Here is a 16,142-nt window from a genome sequence, read left to right as displayed (position 1 = left end):
AAGATGAGATTTCCCATTACGCAAGTAAGTAAGATCCCTCAAAGAAGATGAGGTGGATAGGTCCGGGGTGGAAGCGTGGCGACACGTGCAGCTGACGGATACTAATCGATCGAGGACTTAACCTTAAAGTTATAAAGTACGGTTGAACTTGAAGTTCAGCAACAATGTCTGTTTTATCCGGTTTTGAGCGAACAAAATTATTTATTTTGAAAAAAACGCTTGCTTTATTCGCTAGATATGATATAATAAATCTTGTCTTGTGAAAAAAAATAGTCCAGTGATGATGGCGAAGAGGTCACACCCGTTCCCATACCGAACACGGAAGTTAAGCTCTTCAGCGCTGATGGTAGTAGGGGGCTTCCCCCTGTGAGAGTAAGACGTCGCTGGGCTGTCATTTCTAAAATGAACGTAATAAGATATGAAATACTTATTACAGTACTATTCCGCAGTAGCTCAGTGGTAGAGCAATCGGCTGTTAACCGATCGGTCGTAGGTTCGAGTCCTACCTGCGGAGCCAATTGGAGAGCTGTCCGAGTGGCCGAAGGAGCACGATTGGAAATCGTGTATACGCTAACCGCGTATCAAGGGTTCAAATCCCTTGCTCTCCGCCAGTTTTATTATCCACATATGGCCCCTTGGTCAAGCGGTTAAGACACCGCCCTTTCACGGCGGTAACACGGGTTCGAATCCCGTAGGGGTCACCATTTCTTAAAACTTAGATTCAGCGCAGATCCCGTTAAAATTGGGAGAAGCGAGCAGGACAAGGAAGCGATTGAGAGAGGGAAGGAGCGTACAACGGTACGTGACTGACTGAACGAATGAAGCTGACGCAGTAATGCGAAGCTTATCGCGATTTTAACTGGAGGATTAGCTCAGCTGGGAGAGCACCTGCCTTACAAGCAGGGGGTCGGCGGTTCGAACCCGTCATCCTCCACCATATATTTCATAATTAGTATTATCGCGGGGTGGAGCAACGAGCATAGCAACGTATGCGAGTAACACCGACAGCGAAGCGTAAGGTGTCCCTTATGCAAAAAGCGTAGCAAACATTAAATAGTAAGTATTATCATTATCGCGGGGTGGAGCAGTGGCAGCTCGTCGGGCTCATAACCCGAAGGTCGCAGGTTCAAATCCTGCCCCCGCAACCAAATGGTCCCGTGGTGTAGCGGTTAACATGCCTGCCTGTCACGCAGGAGATCGCCGGTTCGATCCCGGTCGGGACCGCCATTTTTATGTGGCTCAGTAGCTCAGTCGGTAGAGCAAAGGACTGAAAATCCTTGTGTCGGCGGTTCGATTCCGTCCTGAGCCACCATTTTTTATATTATGCCGGTGTAGCTCAGTTGGTAGAGCAACTGACTTGTAATCAGTAGGTCGTGGGTTCGACTCCTATCGCCGGCATATGCTTCTCTTGGTGGGGTAGCGAAGTGGCTAAACGCGGCGGACTGTAAATCCGCTCCCTCCGGGTTCGGCGGTTCGAATCCGTCCCCCACCACCATTATACAGGGGCATAGTTTAACGGTAGAATAGAGGTCTCCAAAACCTTTGGTGTGGGTTCGATTCCTACTGCCCCTGCCATTTCTGTTTAAGCTAAATTTCATGGCGGTCGTGGCGAAGTGGTTAACGCATCGGATTGTGGTTCCGACACTCGGGGGTTCGATTCCCCTCGTCCGCCCCATTCTATGCAGTATACAATTGAAAAATATATAATTATCATGGCGGTCGTGGCGAAGTGGTTAACGCATCGGATTGTGGTTCCGACATTCGGGGGTTCGATTCCCCTCGTCCGCCCCATTTGTTTTTTGGGGTATAGCCAAGCGGTAAGGCAACGGACTTTGACTCCGTCATTCGTTGGTTCGAATCCAGCTACCCCAGTTTGCGGAAGTAGTTCAGTGGTAGAATACGACCTTGCCAAGGTCGGGGTCGCGGGTTCGAATCCCGTCTTCCGCTCCAACTTTCTTACGGCGGCATAGCCAAGCGGTAAGGCACGGGTCTGCAACACCCTTACCACCGGTTCGATTCCGGTTGCCGCCTCCAACTTTCATGTATGCTGTAAGTAAATTGTTGTTATGCCCGAGTGGTGGAATGGCAGACACGTCGCACTCAAAATGCGATGCCGCGAGGCGTGCCGGTTCAAGTCCGGCCTCGGGTATCCACATTGAAAAGATGCAACCCAGGTTGCATCTTTTCTCTTTCCCAATTAGGGATTCTCGTTCAAACTTAAAAACGCTCCTTCCGATTTCACGGAAAGGAGCGTTTTCTATGGAATGGGAATGTATTGCTGTTTGGACACAAGTTATCACAGTTGGAAGGGACCAGTTCCGTCCATTAGAATAGAAGGATTCTCTTTATCCACCAGATAACAAGAGGCTTCTCCGCCGCTGATGGACGTGAACATCTTGCCACATGCCGTAGACAGTTGCAGAGCCTCTTCCTTGGCCATTGAAGGACGGATGAATAAGATATGGAGGGCATCCGTTGTCTCATCGGTGACGGCTGTTCTGATGGAGTCTACATAAGGGCTGCCGAAAGGGCTGTAATCGTCTTTTAATTGAAGTATATGGTTCAATGAGTTGAAGCGGCCATTCAATCCATCATAACCGTCGTCCTCCCCTCCAAGGGTCAATTGGACATCCCCAACAACTTTCGACAAGTCGTAGATGCCAGTCGGGATTTCATATTGGAGGGAGAAAAATGTATTGAGGTCAACCGCAGTATGGATGGTATGTAAGTAATTCTGCTTTTTGATCCTTCGGTAAAGGGCTTCCACGGATGGTCGGTATCGATTAGGGTCTGCTCCAAATGCTTTCCACGTTTCCCTCCATTCTTTGATGCCCGGAAAGTCGTTGAAAGGCTTGGTGTCCAATTCGAAGTAAAGCTGTTCCTGGAATAATTGGAGTCTCCCTTTTAGCATTTGAGGAGATTCCGACACTGTAATTTTGTTATAATGGATAATGCCCAATTTCAATCCGGGCATCTGTTGAAAAAGTTTTTCATCTATAGTTATTTTCATTTTATCACCTTTATCATCTTTTATTTTCAATCCTATCATAAAGGAGGCGGAACGTTGTGAATGTCGCTCAGCTACAGTCGTCAATAAAAGAATATGCAGCTACGATCGGCATCGATAAAATCGGCTTTACGACCGCAGCCCCTTTTTTAGAATTAAAAAATCGTTTGCGGCGTCAACAGGAATTGGGCTTTCAATCCGGTTTCGAAGAAAGTGATGTCGAAAAACGTACGGAGCCTGTCATGTTGCTTGATCGTGCTGAAAGCATCATATCAATAGCAGTCGCATACCCATCCAAAATGACAGATTCGCCAAGAGGGAAGAAGGGGGAGCGACGTGGCATCTTTGCAAGGGCATCTTGGGGAATGGATTATCATCATGTCCTTCGTGAAAAGTTGCAACTGCTCGAAACGTTTATTTCCGACATGATGCCGAATGCTCAAATGCGTTCGATGGTGGACACCGGGGAGCTTGTCGACCGGGCTGTCGCGGTTCGGGCGGGAATCGGCTGGTCCGGTAAAAACTGTTCTGTCATCACACCGGAATTCGGTTCGTATGTCTACCTCGGAGAAATGATTACAAATATCCCGTTTGAACCCGATATTCCGATGGAAGACCAATGTGGGGATTGCACACTCTGTTTGGATGCGTGTCCTACAGGGGCTTTGATTCAAGGAGGGCAGCTTAATGCCCAACGATGCATCGCCTTTTTGACACAGACGAAAAAACCAGTTCCCGAGGAGTTTCGTGCGAAAATCGGTAACCGGGTATATGGCTGCGACACATGCCAAACTGTTTGTCCGAAAAACAAAGGGATGTACAATCTTCATCAGCCTGCATTTCAGCCGGAGCCCGAACTGGCAAAGCCGCTGCTTGTGCCGATGCTCAGGTTGTCCAATCGAGAATTCAAGGAGACTTACGGGCATATGTCAGGTTCTTGGAGAGGCAAGAATCCGATACAGCGGAATGCCATCCTTGCGCTTGCACACTTCAAAGACGAGACGGCCGTGCCGACTTTGACAGATCTGCTTGTAAACGATCAACGGCCGCTTATTCGCGGGACTGCTGCATGGGCACTCGGACAAATTGGAACGAGCGACGGTATCGCAGCAATTGAATTGGCGATACAGAAGGAAGAGGATCCCGACGTGCGTCTCGAGATGGAAAATGTATTAGAGACTAATTGAAGGAAGTGCTGAAATGGCGATACATGTCGCATTATTTGAACCATTGATTCCTGCGAATACTGGGAATATCGCCCGTACATGCGCGGGGACAGGAACGAAACTGCATTTAATAAAGCCGCTGGGATTTTCCACTGATGATAAAATGCTCAAGCGTGCAGGACTGGATTATTGGCAATATGTCGATATTACGTATCATGAAAATATACAGGAGTTTATTGGCGCTTATCCGGAAGCGCAGTTTTTCTTCATTACAAAGTTCGGGGAGAGGACCTACTCGGACTTTGATTATTCGGATCCTTCAAAGGATGTTTTCTTCGTTTTCGGGAAAGAGACGACCGGCTTGCCTGACGAAGTGATTGAACAGAACATCGAAAATTGCCTGCGCATCCCGATGAATGATCATATCAGATCGCTCAACTTATCCAACACAGCCGCTATTCTGATATACGAAGCCCTAAGGCAACAATCATTTTTAGATTTAACATAAAAAAACGGGACTGCCAATTAAGGCATGTCCCGTTTTTAGTAGTTCTTATTTTTTCACTTTACCAGGCTTGTCTTCATATCCACCTGTGAAAATCGCCGAAAGGAATGCAAAGGTAACGGCTAGAATAAGGATAAGATTCATCAAATGTACCTCCTGTAAAATCATTAGTCCTTCACATAGTATACCCTAATAGATATTAAATTGAAATGACCGAACTGAAAAATTGTGTCATTCTGATTAACAAATGGCTGGCATTATTCGTCAAAATTATGGAATACGGGTACAATAAATGTATACAAACTGTATAGGAGGGGAACGGAATGCATTATTTTGAAGACAAGGTGACTCTAGCGAACGGTGTGGAAATGCCTCAGCTTGGCCTCGGCGTTTACAAGATGACTGATTCAGTTGAGACAATCAAAGCGATTTCATATGCCTTGGAAGTTGGCTATCGGGCTATCGATACTGCTGCTATTTACGAGAATGAGATAGAGACGGGCGAGGCAATCCGGCAATCGGGCATTCCGAGGGAGCAGCTGTTCATCACTTCAAAAGTATGGAACACTGATCAAGGGTATGATGCAACATTGAAAGCGTTCGAAGCTTCTTTGGAGAGACTTGGAATGGAATATTTGGATCTGTATATGACTCATTGGCCAGTCGCAGATACATTCGTGGATACATACCGTGCAATCGAGCGGCTCTATGAAGAAAAGCTGATCAGGGCCACAGGAGTGTCCAATCATCATATCCATCATCTGGAGAAGGTTTTCAATGTTGCCAATGTGAAGCCGATGGTGAATCAGATTGAATTGCATCCGCGGCTTACACAGGAGCCATTGCGGGAATTTTGCAATGAACATGACATCGTCGTCACTTCCTGGTCGCCACTGGCGAGAGGAGGACTCATGGATGAGCCTACGTTGCAGCAGATCGGGTTAACATATGGCAAGACGCCGGCACAAGTCATTATTAAGTGGCATCTGCAACATGGATTGGTAGTCATTCCTAAATCAGTTACTCCGGCTAGGATCAAGTCAAACATTGACGTGAAAGACTTCGAGTTGACACCTGAGGATATGATGAAAATCGATGCCTTGAACCGTAATGAGAGAACGGGGACAAATCCAGAGAAATTCGATGAAGTGTGAATAAGTAATATGAAAAACCCGCAGAATTTAATTCCGCGGGTTTTTTCATATGACTTCTATGGTTGTCTGTTCTTCTGTAAATGGGTGCTTGAAGGAAACTTTCTTTGCAACCAAACGATAGTTTCCATCCGCAGTTTCGCTTCCATCATAAAGTGTATCGCCCTTGACGGGATGTCCTATGTGTGAAAAATGAACTCGGATCTGATGAGTCCTGCCCGTTTCGAGACTTGCTTCAACAACTGTCGACTCATCGTTCCGCTCAATGACTCGGTAGCGGGTGATGGCATCCTGCCCGCCTGGGGAGACTCGGCGTCTCGTCGGATGATGGCGGTCCCGTCCAATCGGATATTGAAGCGTCCCTCTCATCCGTTTTAAACGTCCATCGACTTCTGCGTGATAGATGCGTGTAATAGCACGTTCCTCAATCATCCGATCAAAAAGTGCTTTTGCAATCGGATGTTTCGCAACAAGAACAATTCCGGCCGTACCTTTATCGAGGCGATTGATATGCTCTGCATACGCTCCGCCACTTCTTTCAACATATGCCATGATGGCATTCATAAAAGTACCGCCTTCATCATGTTCATCTGGATGGGTGGCGATATCGGCAGGTTTCAGAGCTGCAAGTAGATGTTCGTCCTCGAAAAGCACGGAAACATCCGCGTGATCATCCGGCTTGTATGATGATACGGCGTCCTTGAAATGAAAGACAAGTTCCGTCCCAGCTTCCAGGGGCGTACGCCATTCGAAAGGCTGTCCGGCTGTATCCGTGACCGCCTTGTCCATTCTCATTTGATGGACGGTCTTTTTACCGGCTTTCCAATCATCCCGGAGCAGTTCCTCGACCGTAAGTCCATCTCGGTTAATTTGATAACGGAAAACCGTATTTAGTTTTTCCATCATTTATTATCATACTCATCGAAGAAAGCACGGATATCTTCCTCGGGATTCACCGGCAAACCAACGGAGCGGTTAACTTCTTTTCCATCTTCATAATGGATTAACGTCGGCCAAGACGTGATGCCGTATGGTTGGGCTTCTTTTTCGAATTCCAGCATATTATATTGATACACATGGATCCCTTTCTCTTTCGCAATCGGCATTAGGATCGGCGTCATCTCCATGCAATACGAACATTCGGGAGAAAAGAAGTAAGCAGTGACAGATTCTCCGGAAGAGACTTTTTCATAAAGTTCATCCGGGAGGACGATATTGCTGTAATTTTTGTTGCCAATCAAATCGATCGTCGCCTGTTTAAGATTCTTTGAACCATATGGATTGTCCTTTAACTTTTCTTTGTTGGATTGAGTATTCAACACGACAATTAAAGCAAAGATGGCGATGATGACACCGCCGATGATCAGTAATTTCTTCAATTTAGTTAGACTCCTTTTGCCATTTCAATAAGAAGAGGCTTGTGATGAGGATCAGCACGAATGCCGTCAAAGCCATGAACGGAATTGTGATGAATCCTAGATAGTTCACATACTGGCCAGTACAGGAAACATTTCCGCAAGCCGGTGCACTGTCTTGTAAAAAACTCAGTTTCTGGATTCCATAATGGTAGAGCGAAATGGAACCTCCGACAATTGCGAAAACAGCTGTCGTCAACGCGATTTTTGCGTTTTTCTGGTATAAAGCGACACCGGACATCAAAACGATCGGATACATAAGGATGCGTTGATACCAACATAGAGTGCAAGGTTCATAGCCCCGAACAATAGAAAAGTATAAAGAGCCGAGTGTTGCAATGAGGGAAATGGTGAAAATGAAAACAAGGCCATTTTCCAACCGTTTGTGCATAATGTCAACTCCTGTTTCTAAGATTCCTCTTTGATTATACGGCGTGGGTGTATTCATGTAAAATAATCGGAACTACATGACTTTTCCTAGTCAATTATGGGTACATATTATGTAGAAAGGGTGAACTATGGATGAGTGAAGAAATTGATTTATCGTCATTTGAAATGAGCATGATCATCCGAGAGATGAAAGAGGATGACATCGTAAACATATTGAAAATGCAGGAGGTCTGTTTCCCGGGCATGGACCCGTGGGAGGAAGAGCATCTGAAAAGCCATCTGTCCATCTTTCCGGAAGGGCAATTCGTCGCTGAGCTGGACGGGAAAATTATCGGTTCCTGTTCGAGCTTGATCATCAATTTTGACGAATACGACGACCGCCATTCTTGGGATGATATTTCCGCAAAGGGCTATATTACGAACCATAATCCCGAAGGTTATAATCTATACGGCATCGAAGTGATGGTCCATCCGGAATACAGGAGGATGAAAGTGGGACAGCGGCTGTACGAAGCCAGGAAAGAGCTCGTCCAACGATTGAATCTGAAATCGATCATTATCGGGGGGAGGATACCGAATTATCATCGGTATGCAGCTGAAATGTCTGCAAGGGAATATGTGGAGGCGGTGACACGCCATAAAATCTATGACCCGGTTCTCACTTTCCAACTATTGAATGATTTCACCCTCATGCGGATCAATCCAAATTATATGCCTGATGACAAAGCGTCCAAAAAATATGCGACGTTAATGGAATGGAATAACGTGGATTATAAAGCAACGACTAAACGGCATTACAAGACAAGCTACCCTGTCCGTATTTGCGTTGTTCAATATTTAATGAGGAAAATATCGTCATTCGAGGAAATGGCCAATCAATGTGAATATTTCGTGGACGTCGCGTCCGATGCAGGTTCAGATTTTGTCGTCTTCCCGGAAATTTTCACAACTCAGCTAATGTCCTTCCTGGATGAGCCTTCTCCGAGCAGAGCGGTGCGGAAGATGACGGAGTATACGCCGCAGTATATTGAAATGTTCACGAATCTTGCGGTCCGCTATAATGTGAATATTATCGGTGGGTCTCATTTCGTCGAGGAAGAAGACGAGGAGATTTACAACATCGCCTATCTTTTCAGAAGGGATGGGTCGATTGAGAAGCAGTACAAAATCCATATTACGCCGAATGAACGGAAATGGTGGGGAATCAGCCAAGGAGATGAGATCCAAGTATTCGACACGGACTGTGGAAAAATCGCCATCCAGGTCTGTTATGACATCGAATTTCCGGAACTCGCGAGAATTGCCACGGACAAAGGGGCAAATATTATTTTTACTCCATTCTGTACGGAAGATCGCCAAGGATATTTGCGCGTTCGGTATTGTGCCCAAGCCCGTGCGATTGAAAATCAGATCTACACAGTCATTTCCGGAACGGTTGGCAATTTGCCGCAAACAGAGAACATGGATATCCAATATGCACAGTCGGCCATCTTCTCTCCATCCGATTTCGAGTTTGCACGTGATGGTATCGTTGGAGAAACGAATCCCAATTTGGAAATGGTCCTTATCGGAGATGTCGATCTCGAGATTTTACGGCGTCAGCGTCAAGATGGGACAGTGAAGCAGCTGAAGGATCGCCGCCATGATTTGTATCGTGTGGAGTATAAGAAGGATTCTTGAAGAAATAAAAGACGGCATCCCCCTTTCAAAGTAGGGGAGATGCCGTTTTTATGTTGTTAAGACTCGACCTGTAAGTCGGCCGATCCAATCGCTTTTTCATTTTTTACCGCTTCCAAGTAGAGGATGTGATGTCCTTCCACGTCTTTCACGGTGAATTCATAACCTTGTTCAATGATTTTTTCACCCGGAACCGCCTCGAATTTTTCGGACATGAACCAGCCGCCGATCGTGTCGATATCCTCTTCATCAATATCGATGTCAAGAACGTCGTTAACGTTTTCAATCAACATTTTTGCGTCCAAAATAAAATGGTTTTCATTGATCATTTGTACTTCAGGCACTTCGTCCATATCAAACTCGTCTTGGATTTCTCCCACAATCTCTTCTAAAATATCTTCGATTGTCACGAGTCCGGAAGTCCCTCCATATTCATCCATAAGAATTGCCATATGGATTCGTTCGCGTTGAATTTTCAGCAACAGGTCGCCGATTGGCATCGTTTCGATGACTCGGATGATTGGTTGCATATATTCACTGACAGGCTGATTTCCTGTTGTAGGATCTTTTATGAATGCCGTCAGCAGATTCTTCATATTGACCAAGCCGATGACATGGTCTTTATCGCCATCTGTGACAGGATATCTAGTAAATTGCTCGACACCCATCATTTCAAACATTTCCCGCAATGTGATGTCTTTCTCGACCGTCATCATTTCGGTACGCGGCACCATGATCTCTTTGGCGACTCGATCATCGAATTCAAATATCTTATTGACGAATTTATATTCCGATTGATTGATTTCCCCGCCCTTCAGACTGTCGGTCAGAATGAGCCTCAACTCGTCCTCGGAATGGGCCACATCCGACTCGGAAGCCGGTTTGAAGCCGAAAAGACGGATAATGGAGCGCGCTGATCCATTCATCCCTTTAATGACTGGGTACATGATGACATAAAATAAAACGAGCGGTTTCGCTGTTGCCAGCGTAATGGCTTCCGCCCGCTGGATTGCAATTGTTTTAGGAGCCAATTCACCTACTACCACATGTAAAAACGTTACGACGGTAAATGCGATAATGAAAGAAAGGATAGACCCAGCATGCGGGGCTATTTCAAAGTGGGAGAAAACCGGCTTCATAAGCAGTTTTACGGTTGGTTCACCAAGCATTCCCAGTCCTAAAGCTGTTATCGTTATGCCTAATTGACAAGCAGATAAATATTCGTCGAGATTGCTGATGACTCTTTTTGCTGTGATCGCCCGGCGATTCCCTTCCGCAACAAGCTGGTTGATCCGTGTTGTTCGTACTTTCACAATTGCAAATTCACTCGCAACAAAAAATGCGGTGAGTGCGATCAAGGCAGCAAATGCTGCCAATCGTATGGCAATTTCCAAATAAGTTTACTTTGTTCCGCACCCGAATGAGGGGTAGAACAAAGTACACACCTCCTGTAAAATTAAAATGGTTAGTTAAGATAATGATAAATTATTTACAAGAAAAAAACAAATAGTATTGCTTAAGTCTTGTATAATGGACGAAGTACGTCTGGAGGTGTAGTTGTGAAGAAGCAAAAAAATGCTTTGGAAATTTTGCGCACATCATTGCTGCTTGGGCTTACGTCTTTCGGAGGTCCCGCAGCCCATATTGGTTATTTCAGGGATGAATATGTGAAGAAAAAGAAGTGGCTGGACGATAAAATGTATGCGGATATCGTGGCGTTATGCCAGTTCCTGCCCGGTCCTGCAAGCTCACAAGTTGGGATTGCAATCGGATTGATGCGCGGGGGGCTACTTGGAGGGATCCTTTCTTGGATCGGTTTCACATTGCCGTCGGTATTGCTGTTAATGGCATTTGCCTGGCTAGTTTCCTCGACAGCTTCATTTGATATCGGTTGGATAAAAGGATTGAAGATTGTCGCAGTCGCTGTCGTTGCACATGCATTGGTCGGGATGAGCAAGTCATTGACACCCGATCGGGCGAGAATAACCCTTGCCCTCGTTGCGGCAGTCCTGACATTACTGATTCCGACGGCAGTTGGTCAAATCGCGATCATCATCGGGGCAGGATTCATCGGTTATGCACTATATCGGAAGGAACAGGCACCGAAGCCCGAATCGATCACTCTTTCATTCGGCAAGAAGACCGGAGTGGCGGCATGGACGATTTTTTTCCTACTGCTAATAGGCGTTCCGGCAATCAGGTCTTTCATTGAAAATACGTTCCTCTCAATCTTCGACATTTTCTACCGGGTCGGTTCAATCGTTTTCGGCGGAGGGCATGTCGTATTGCCGATGCTTGAACGGGAAGTCGTACCGGCTGGATGGATGGACGCTGAGACGTTCATCGCGGGATACGGGGCGGCACAAGCTGTACCGGGACCACTCTTTACATTGGCCGGTTATTTGGGGCAACTGATGAATGGACCGTCGGGAGCTGCGGTTGCTGTACTCGCCATGTTCCTGCCGTCGTTCCTGCTAGTCATCGGCACATTGCCATTTTGGTCCGCCATTCGCTCGAAGCCAGGTATTCAAGCGGCTTTGAAAGGAGTGAATGCGGCAGTTGTCGGAATCTTGCTCGCGGCGTTGTATGACCCTGTGTTTACAAGTTCAATTGGTTCTGCCATGGATTTTGGAATCGCAATCATTGCTTTCGGTCTTTTACTGTATTACAAAATGGCTCCTTGGCTCGTTGTATTGATTACTGCTGTATTGGGGGCGCTATCCCATCTTTTGGTTGGGTGATACATACGGCAGGCATTATGTGCATACAATAAAAAATGCCAGGAAAATATCTCCTGGCACGCCCGTTTCTCTATATATACTTTGCCGTGGGGTTCTGATGATATACTTTGCTTTATATCATATACAACCGGTAGTAGACCACATCATTTGTTTCGTTGAGTGGTATATAGTTCATTTGTGTTGAAAGGTATTGACAAATGGAAATTGTCAATGGTACTGTTGAATTATTCGAAAATCAAAATAGTTGGGAAGGTGCGGAAAATGCAAAGAGTTCTTTTTATCAAACAACAAAATATGAATTCCGTGCTGACCTGCTCTTTTACTATTCTATGAAATGTACCGGGGCGGCATGACTTAGTCGTCCCTTTTTTTTGAGCACACGCTTATCTTAGGAGGCGTGTGCCTTTTTTGTCTTTGGAATGAATTCCCGGTGTTTCCACGTTTACCAACGTGCAACCATAAAAAAACTATGAGAAAGGAGTGCTGATCATGAAAATTGTCAATCAGCAACGGAAACTATTAAAGAAGGAATCTCTTGAAAGTGGATAGTTAAGAGAATTGAAGGAAGAAGGTTGAAAATATGTTCTCGGTTTTATTTAAATTAAAGTGGTTTTTCAAGGAAAACCGCAAAAGGTACACGATTGCACTCATCCTCTTGATGGTGGCGAACGTGCTTGTCATCTTGCCGCCCTGGCTGATCGGGCAGGCGATTGACACCATTTATACAAGGACGATGACAACGCATCTGCTTGCACTCTTCATTGGTGCAATGTTCCTTATCATGCTTGTCGCGTATGTCGGAAACTTTGTTTGGCAATACCAGCTATTCGGCGGGGCGTATGTTATTGAACGGCAATTGAGGACGCGGCTCATGCGGCATTTCCTGAAGATGACCCCAACTTTTTATGAGAAGAATAAAACAGGTGATCTAATGGCGCGTTCGACGAATGACCTTCGCGCAATTTCAGAGACTGCCGGTTTCGGAATTATGACACTCGTCGACTCGACGGCGTATTTAGGAACGCTCATCATTACAATGGGGTTCGTCGTGTCTTGGAAGTTGACGCTCGCAGCGATTATACCGTTGCCGATCTTGGCATTCATTTTGCAGGTGCTCGGCAAGAAAATCCACGAACGGTATATGACGGCGCAGGAGTCGTTCGGGGAGCTGAATGATAATGTGCTGGAGGCCGTGGCGGGTGTCCGGGTCGTCCGCGCTTATGTGCAGGAACGTGCTTCGGAGCAACGGTTCGCGGATATGACGGAAGACGTGTACAAGAAAAATATGCATGTTGAAAAGATCGATGCCCTGTTCATGCCGTTTACGAAGGTGCTCACCGCATTGACGTATATGATCGGGCTCGGGTATGGTGCGTTTTTAGTTTCAACAGGAGAAATTACATTAGGGAAACTGGTCACATTCAATGTCTATTTAGGAATGATCGTCTGGCCGATGTTTGCAATCGGCGAACTGATCAACGTGTTGCAGCGCGGAAATGCATCACTGGACCGCGTTATGGAGACGCTTGATTATGAGGAAGATGTGAAAGATCCTGACAATCCGATTGACGTCGATCAGCCGGAAAGCGTCGGCTTCAACGACGTGAGCTTCACGTATCCGATGTCGCACGCGGTCAATCTGGATCATATCGAACTCCAGTTGGAGCGGGGACAGACGCTTGGCATCGTTGGAAAGACGGGAAGCGGAAAAACGACGTTCGTCAAACAGCTGCTTCGTGAATATCCGGCGGGTGACGGGGAAATCGTCTTCTCGGATGTCGCACTTCAATCATTGAAGAAAGATCAAGTCCGTGATTGGATCGGCTATGTGCCGCAGGATCATGTGCTCTTCTCGCGTTCTGTACGGGAAAACATTCTGTTCGGACGTCCGGAAGCGACAGAGGATGATATCTCGGAGTCTATCCGTCTGTCACATTTCGAAAAAGATTTAGAGATGTTGCCGGCCGGATTAGATACACTTGTCGGCGAAAAAGGTGTTGCGTTGTCAGGGGGGCAAAAGCAGCGGATTTCAATTGCGCGTGCTCTCGTTAAAAATCCTGAAATCCTTATTCTGGATGACTCGTTGTCTGCTGTCGATGCGAAGACCGAAGCGAAAATCATCGAGAACATCCAGTCGGAACGTTCAGGAAAGACAACAATCATTACGACACACAGACTATCCGCTATCCAACACGCGGATTGGATCATCGTGCTCGATGATGGACGTGTAATAGAAGAAGGAAGACATGAGGACTTGCTTGCGAACAACGGATGGTATAAAGAGCAATTCGACCGCCAGCAGATCGGGGAGGTTGAAGTATGACTACGGGTAAACGTTTAGTGCAGTATGCACTTGATTATAAGAAGCTTTTAATTACAGGAATCGTCCTACTCGGCTTCGCCGTCGCGGCGGATCTGATGGGACCGTTAATTGCGAAGAAGATCATTGACGATCATATCGCAACATCACTAGATAAGACGATCAATTTTACACCAATCGCCAAACTGCTGGCTGTATTTTTCAGCTTGGCGGTCGTGACAGCGATTCTAAGGTATTTCCAATATTTATTGCTGCAACAAGCCGCGAACCGGATTATCCAAAAGATGCGGAACGAATTGTATGGGCATATCCAGACGTTGCCAATCCGCTATTTCGATGATTTGCCTGCTGGGAAGGTGGTCGCGCGGATTACGAACGACACCGAAGCAATCCGGAATTTGTATGTGACGGTCGTTTCACAGTTTGCGATCAGCGGCATGTATATGCTTGGAATCTTCATCGCACTCTTTTACTTGGATCCAAAAATGGGAGCCATCACGCTTTTCGTCCTGCCGGTCCTTTACGTCTGGATGAAATTGTATCGGAAGTTCGCTTCAAAAGTGAACCATATTATCCGGAGCAAAAACAGTGAGATGAATGCGATGATCAATGAATCGATCAATGGCATGACGATCATCCAAGCTTTTCGCAGGGAAAAGCAGATGGATGGGGAATTCAATGAATTGAATGATGAGCATTATAAGTATCAAAGCAAATTATTGAAAGTCGAAGCGGCGACATCCCATAATCTCGTAGACATCATCCGGTCGCTCGCTTTCGTCTTTCTGATCTGGTATTTCGGCGGTGCTTCACTGTCGGCGGAGAGCGCCATTTCTGTAGGGATGTTGTACGCATTCGTCGATTATATTACCCGGTTGTTTAACCCGATTACGGGGGTTGTCAACCAGTTCGCTCGACTCGAGCATTCCCTCGTCGCCGCAGAACGCGTTTTTAAACTGATGGATCGCCAAGGGGAGCCGGTCAGCGATGAGAAGATTGCCCGTTATCGTGGAAATGTCCGATTCGAGGATGTCTGGTTCGCTTATAAGGATGAGGAATATGTGTTGAAGGACATTTCCTTCGAGGCGAGACAAGGAGAGACGGTCGCGCTCGTCGGTCATACTGGATCCGGCAAAAGCTCCATCATGAACTTGCTCTTCCGTTTCTATGATGTTTCGAAAGGGAAAATAACGATTGATGGAATGAACATCGCGAATATGTCACGCCAGACAATACGTGATCATATGGGAATCGTCTTGCAGGATCCGTATTTATTCAGCGGAACCGTGGAATCGAACATCAGTCTTGGCGATCCCCGCATTTCACGTGAAAAAGTCCAGGATGCCCTTGACGCAGTCGGCGGCGACCGTGTGTTGAAGCATTTGCCGGGCGGGATTGATGAGCCGGTCGTGGAGAAGGGCAGTACGCTTTCATCCGGCCAGCGCCAACTCATTTCATTTGCACGCGCACTAGCCTTTGACCCGGCCATCTTAATATTGGACGAAGCGACTTCCAATATCGATACGGAAACCGAGGAAATCATCCAACACGCAATGGATGTGTTGAAGAAGGGTCGGACGACGTTCATCATCGCCCACCGTTTGTCTACGATTAAAAATGCAGACCGCATTTTAGTGTTGGATCGCGGTGAAATCGTCGAGCACGGCAATCATGATGAATTGCTTGCGCTTGGCGGACAGTATGCGCAGATGTATAAACTGCAGGCGGGAACTAGTTCGAGAGTTGGTTAACTTATAGGTAGAGGCTGTC

At 46.4% G+C, this 16,142-nt stretch carries 13 protein-coding genes, 16 tRNA genes and 2 rRNA genes; 26 read left to right on the top strand and 5 right to left on the bottom strand.

The genetic code is table 11. The features are described from left to right. The 18 genes from M3152_RS17195 to M3152_RS17110 form a co-directional block, all read left to right on the top strand. A 23S ribosomal RNA gene (locus M3152_RS17195) occupies positions 1–125 on the top strand; the annotation flags it as partial. A gap of 148 nt (positions 126–273) precedes the next feature. Then, a 5S ribosomal RNA gene (gene rrf, locus M3152_RS17190) occupies positions 274–389 on the top strand. Positions 390–442: 53 nt separating this feature from the next. After that, positions 443–517: transfer RNA gene (locus tag M3152_RS17185), tRNA-Asn, on the top strand. A 3-nt stretch (positions 518–520) separates the two neighbouring features. Beyond that, positions 521–611, top strand: a tRNA-Ser gene (locus M3152_RS17180). An 18-nt stretch (positions 612–629) separates the two neighbouring features. Further along, positions 630–704 (top strand) — tRNA-Glu (locus M3152_RS17175). A gap of 157 nt (positions 705–861) precedes the next feature. Beyond that, positions 862–937, top strand: a tRNA-Val gene (locus M3152_RS17170). Between the two features lie 136 nt (positions 938–1,073). Continuing rightward, positions 1,074–1,148, top strand: a tRNA-Met gene (locus M3152_RS17165). A 3-nt stretch (positions 1,149–1,151) separates the two neighbouring features. Further along, positions 1,152–1,227, top strand: a tRNA-Asp gene (locus tag M3152_RS17160). 9 nt (positions 1,228–1,236) lie between these two features. Further along, a tRNA-Phe gene (locus tag M3152_RS17155) sits at positions 1,237–1,312 on the top strand. Between the two features lie 13 nt (positions 1,313–1,325). Next, positions 1,326–1,398, top strand: a tRNA-Thr gene (locus tag M3152_RS17150). A gap of 12 nt (positions 1,399–1,410) precedes the next feature. Continuing rightward, positions 1,411–1,495 (top strand) — tRNA-Tyr (locus M3152_RS17145). Positions 1,496–1,501: 6 nt separating this feature from the next. After that, positions 1,502–1,575, top strand: a tRNA-Trp gene (locus tag M3152_RS17140). Positions 1,576–1,599: 24 nt separating this feature from the next. Further along, positions 1,600–1,675 (top strand) — tRNA-His (locus M3152_RS17135). A gap of 40 nt (positions 1,676–1,715) precedes the next feature. Continuing rightward, positions 1,716–1,791, top strand: a tRNA-His gene (locus M3152_RS17130). Positions 1,792–1,800: 9 nt separating this feature from the next. Then, positions 1,801–1,872: transfer RNA gene (locus M3152_RS17125), tRNA-Gln, on the top strand. Between the two features lie 3 nt (positions 1,873–1,875). Continuing rightward, positions 1,876–1,950 (top strand) — tRNA-Gly (locus M3152_RS17120). Positions 1,951–1,960: 10 nt separating this feature from the next. After that, positions 1,961–2,034 (top strand) — tRNA-Cys (locus M3152_RS17115). A gap of 34 nt (positions 2,035–2,068) precedes the next feature. Next, positions 2,069–2,149, top strand: a tRNA-Leu gene (locus M3152_RS17110). Positions 2,150–2,296: 147 nt separating this feature from the next. On the opposite strand, the gene M3152_RS17105 is transcribed toward M3152_RS17110, so the two are convergent. After that, entirely contained in the window at positions 2,297–3,010 is a 714-nt protein-coding gene (locus M3152_RS17105) for a B3/B4 domain-containing protein (protein ID WP_251697017.1), read from the bottom strand. A 56-nt stretch (positions 3,011–3,066) separates the two neighbouring features. Between M3152_RS17105 and queG the strand changes: the two genes are divergently transcribed. The 3 genes from queG (at position 3,067) to M3152_RS17090 (ending at position 5,832) form a co-directional block, all read left to right on the top strand. After that, positions 3,067–4,194: a tRNA epoxyqueuosine(34) reductase QueG gene (queG, locus tag M3152_RS17100; protein WP_251697015.1), complete on the top strand. Its 1,128-nt coding sequence runs from the start codon at positions 3,067–3,069 to the stop codon at positions 4,192–4,194. Positions 4,195–4,207: 13 nt separating this feature from the next. Then, the gene (gene trmL / locus M3152_RS17095; protein WP_251697013.1) at positions 4,208–4,681 is read left to right on the top strand and encodes a tRNA (uridine(34)/cytosine(34)/5-carboxymethylaminomethyluridine(34)-2'-O)-methyltransferase TrmL; all 474 of its coding nucleotides are present in this window, start codon (positions 4,208–4,210) and stop codon (positions 4,679–4,681) included. 320 nt (positions 4,682–5,001) lie between these two features. Next, complete coding sequence (locus M3152_RS17090; protein ID WP_251697012.1) at positions 5,002–5,832, top strand: aldo/keto reductase; 831 nt, start codon at positions 5,002–5,004, stop codon at positions 5,830–5,832. A gap of 45 nt (positions 5,833–5,877) precedes the next feature. On the opposite strand, the gene M3152_RS17085 is transcribed toward M3152_RS17090, so the two are convergent. From M3152_RS17085 to M3152_RS17075, 3 genes are read right to left on the bottom strand one after another with little or no spacing between them, the layout of a single operon-like run. Continuing rightward, positions 5,878–6,735, bottom strand: a complete 858-nt coding sequence (locus tag M3152_RS17085; RefSeq protein ID WP_251697010.1) for an RluA family pseudouridine synthase — start codon at positions 6,733–6,735, stop codon at positions 5,878–5,880. Continuing rightward, positions 6,732–7,208 carry a thioredoxin family protein gene (locus M3152_RS17080; RefSeq protein WP_251697008.1) on the bottom strand — a complete coding sequence of 159 codons (477 nt, stop codon included), beginning with the start codon at positions 7,206–7,208 and terminating at the stop codon, positions 6,732–6,734. The genes M3152_RS17085 and M3152_RS17080 overlap by 4 nt, the downstream gene beginning before the upstream one ends. A gap of 1 nt (position 7,209) precedes the next feature. Further along, entirely contained in the window at positions 7,210–7,635 is a 426-nt protein-coding gene (locus M3152_RS17075; protein WP_251697006.1) for a disulfide oxidoreductase, read from the bottom strand. A 131-nt stretch (positions 7,636–7,766) separates the two neighbouring features. Between M3152_RS17075 and M3152_RS17070 the strand changes: the two genes are divergently transcribed. Beyond that, positions 7,767–9,314 carry a carbon-nitrogen hydrolase family protein gene (locus M3152_RS17070; RefSeq protein WP_251697004.1) on the top strand — a complete coding sequence of 516 codons (1,548 nt, stop codon included), beginning with the start codon at positions 7,767–7,769 and terminating at the stop codon, positions 9,312–9,314. Positions 9,315–9,370: 56 nt separating this feature from the next. Here the strand turns inward: M3152_RS17070 and M3152_RS17065 are convergent, their stop codons facing one another. Next, positions 9,371–10,705 carry a hemolysin family protein gene (locus M3152_RS17065; protein WP_251697001.1) on the bottom strand — a complete coding sequence of 445 codons (1,335 nt, stop codon included), beginning with the start codon at positions 10,703–10,705 and terminating at the stop codon, positions 9,371–9,373. Between the two features lie 165 nt (positions 10,706–10,870). On the opposite strand from M3152_RS17065, the gene chrA reads away from it, so the two are divergent. The 4 genes from chrA to M3152_RS17045 all read left to right on the top strand — a co-directional run bounded on the left by chrA (position 10,871) and on the right by M3152_RS17045 (position 16,123). Beyond that, a complete protein-coding gene (chrA, locus tag M3152_RS17060) occupies positions 10,871–12,052 on the top strand; it encodes a chromate efflux transporter (RefSeq protein WP_251697000.1) in 1,182 nt (393 codons plus the stop codon). Positions 12,053–12,249: 197 nt separating this feature from the next. Then, positions 12,250–12,405, top strand: coding sequence for a hypothetical protein (locus M3152_RS17055; protein ID WP_251696998.1), 156 nt, complete (start codon positions 12,250–12,252; stop codon positions 12,403–12,405). Positions 12,406–12,632: 227 nt separating this feature from the next. After that, positions 12,633–14,375: an ABC transporter ATP-binding protein gene (locus tag M3152_RS17050; RefSeq protein ID WP_251696996.1), complete on the top strand. Its 1,743-nt coding sequence runs from the start codon at positions 12,633–12,635 to the stop codon at positions 14,373–14,375. Beyond that, positions 14,372–16,123: an ABC transporter ATP-binding protein gene (locus M3152_RS17045; RefSeq protein WP_251696995.1), complete on the top strand. Its 1,752-nt coding sequence runs from the start codon at positions 14,372–14,374 to the stop codon at positions 16,121–16,123. The genes M3152_RS17050 and M3152_RS17045 overlap by 4 nt, the downstream gene beginning before the upstream one ends. Positions 16,124–16,142: the final 19 nt, after the last annotated feature.

The organism is Sporosarcina luteola (genome assembly GCF_023715245.1).
In the GTDB taxonomy this organism is placed as follows: domain Bacteria; phylum Bacillota; class Bacilli; order Bacillales_A; family Planococcaceae; genus Sporosarcina; species Sporosarcina luteola_C.
The sequence above is the reverse complement of the archived record's forward strand: the minus strand, read 5'-3'. Positions and strand labels throughout refer to the sequence as shown.